General features: G+C 61.1%; 1 protein-coding gene. It reads left to right on the top strand.

Features of this window, described 5'->3' with window-relative positions; translation table 11 throughout:
• On the top strand, window positions 1–3,087 hold a 3,087-nt coding region (locus KHU33_RS25885; protein WP_211468386.1), incomplete at both ends, for a beta strand repeat-containing protein.

Raw genomic sequence — 3,087 nt, 5'->3', positions numbered from 1 at the left:
TCACCATCAATACCGGCACGCTGACCAACGCCAGTGGCGCCATCGGCAGCGATCTGGATCTGCAAGCAGCGCTGGGAACGTTGAGCGGCGACGGCAAGATCATCGCCGGCCGAGACGGCACGGTGGGTCTGCAAGGTAACTATACCTACACCGCGGCCAACCAGATTACCGCCAACCGTAATCTGACTTTGTCCACCACAGGGACGTTGGTCAATACCGGCATGCTGGCGGCAGCGGGGAATCTCACCGTCAATGCCGCCAATCTGTTTAACGTGGCCGGCGCCGACATTGCCTCCGGCAATCCTGGCGATCTGACCACCGGCGCCACGACGCTCAATACCGGCGCCGGCACTATCCTCAATGCCGGCCGCATCGAGGGTAATACCGTCAATACCACCAGCAGCCTGCTCGGCAATACGGGCACGGTGATCGGCAACACCGTCACCGTCAACGCCAACACGCTGACCAACGATGGCGCAGCAGCGATTATCGCGGGTGTCAATCAGGTCAATCTGTGGGTCAGCAACACCGTCAATAACCAGAACGGCGCAATGCTGTACAGCCTGGGCGACTTGAACATGGCGGCCAACGGCGCCAAGGATGGCAACGGTTACTTGTTCAACCAGACCGGCACCATCAACAATCTGTCGTCGACGATGGAAGCCGATGGCGCCTTGAATGTGGCCGCCAACCAGATCAACAACGTGCGGCAGAACGTGCAGACCAATACGGTGACGGTCTCGGATACGACCAGCACGATGACGCAATCGCCCTGGTGGACATCGTTGGCGCCGGGCAGTACGCCCACGCGTAACGGCAATACGCAGATGCACGACAACTATTACCTGAATCCGTCATCGATCGTTTCGGTGACCCCGGTGGTGACGCCGGACGGTTACCTGATCTACAAGGCGGTGGTGAACCTGTCGGCCAACGATTCGGCGTTCCAGATCATGACGGGCGGCCTGGTCTATCCCTTGCCGAACGGCGGCGGCGATATCCAGTACATGAGCCAGTCGCGGGTGGCGACGACGGCCGGCACGCAGGTGATCTATTTTACGAAGCGCACCGACAATCAGGTCAATCCCGATCAGGTCGCCGGCAACAGCGCCTGGGCGGACTACAGCGGCAATATATTTCGCAATGTATTGGGGACGATCACGTACTCGAACCAATACGGCAATTGCACCACCAACTGTGTGCGCCTGATCTCGATTCCCGACTATACCGACCCGACGGCGACCTTCCAGAACGATACGCAACAGCGCCGCGCCTATTTCCCCGGCAGTTACCCGATGGAGGTCGAGCGCATTGCGCATCAGGTCGTCACAGAGACGCAACTGGCGCCGACCACCGGCGCGCCGGCGAAGATCACGTCCGGCGGCGATATGCATATCGCTGTCGGCACACAACTCAATAACAACAATGGGCAAATCGCCGCCGGCGGCAATCTGACGATTGACGGCGTGGCCTCAGCGGACGGCAGCAACAATACCAAGATCGTCAACACCTCCACCCAATTGACGCGCACCTACACTTCGACCAACACGAGCGGTTTCGGCACGGCGGATAGCTTGCCGGCGCCCCCGGTGCAATGGATCACCTGGAGCAACATGCCGATTACGCAAAACATCGGCACAGCCGGCGGCACCATCACCAGCAATCAGGCGGTGTCGATTACCGGCGGTCAAATCACCAATACCAGCGTGGGCACGTCGACGCGACCGGTGGGCCAAAGTGCCGCGTCGCTCGGTCTGGGCGACGGCATTGCGCCATTGGCTCTTGCCACCAACAACGCCATTGGCGGCGTGCCCACCGGCATCCAGGCCAATGTTGGCAGCGCCAACCCGGTCAGGGGAGCGGGTAGCACTTCCACGCCGGGTGTCGCGCGCGTGGTCGATGGCGCCCGTGCTGGGCTGGTCAATACCGTCTTGCCGACCAACGGCCTGTATCACGTACAACCGCAGCCGAATCAGCCGTATCTGATCGAAACCGATCCGCGCTTTACGCAGTACGGCAATTTCATCTCCAGCGACTACATGCTGAACCTGCTGGGCATCAACCCGGCGGCCACGCAAAAGAGATTGGGCGACGGCTTCTATGAAGCAAAGCTGGTGACGGATCAGGTCACCAACCTGACCGGCAAGCGCTATTTGAATGGGTACGCCAGTGCGGAAGATGAATATAAGGCGCTGATGACCGGTGGCGCAGCCTACGCCAAGCAATTCAATATCGTGCCTGGCATGGCGCTCAGCGATGCGCAGATGGCGGCGCTGACGTCGAACATCGTCTGGCTGGTGAGCCAAACCGTGACCCTGCCGGACGGCAGCCAGCAGACGGTGCTGGTGCCGCAGGTGTATCTGGCCAAGAACATGGACTTGACACCGACCGGCGCCTTGATTGCCGGCGATTCAGTCGGCATCAAGGGCACGGATATCGTCAACGCCGGCGGTACGCTCTCGGGCAAGCAACAATTGCTGTTGGCGGCGGACCACGACATCAGCAACATCGGCGGCACGATTTCCGGCGGTAACGTCGGTCTGTTTGCCGGCAACAATATCCTGGATCAGTCGGTCACCAACACGGCCATCACCCATTTCGGCAATAGCGCATCGACCATCACGGCAGTCGGCGCGGTCGGCAAGATTGCGGCGACGCAGAATCTGGTCATGAGTGCCGGCCAGAATTTGACTTTGCAGGGCGCGCAGGTCAGCGCCGGCGGCAATGCGATGCTGACAGCCGGCAATGCGATCAACGTCGAGACGGTATCGACGGGATCGCATTATGTGACGCCGACGGCGAACAGCCATGCCGACGTGCAAGCCACCCATGCGGTCGGCAGCACCGTGGCCGCCGGCGGCAATCTCGGTGTGGTGAGCAAGGGAGATTTGACGGTGACCGGCAGCAGCCTGTCGTCGGGGAAGGACATGCTGGTAGCCGCAGGCGGCAATGTGACCATCCAGAACGCCACCGACACCAGCAGCACCCACCTGGATGGCCAGGGCAAGTCGGGCAAACGGAGCGGATCGCAGAGCGTTGACATGCATGACCAGATCGCCGTCGGCAGCAGCCTGTCGGCGGGCGGCA

The organism is Collimonas silvisoli (assembly GCF_018305005.1).
Lineage (GTDB): Bacteria > Pseudomonadota > Gammaproteobacteria > Burkholderiales > Burkholderiaceae_D > Collimonas > Collimonas silvisoli.
The sequence above is the reverse complement of the archived record's forward strand: the minus strand, read 5'-3'. Positions and strand labels throughout refer to the sequence as shown.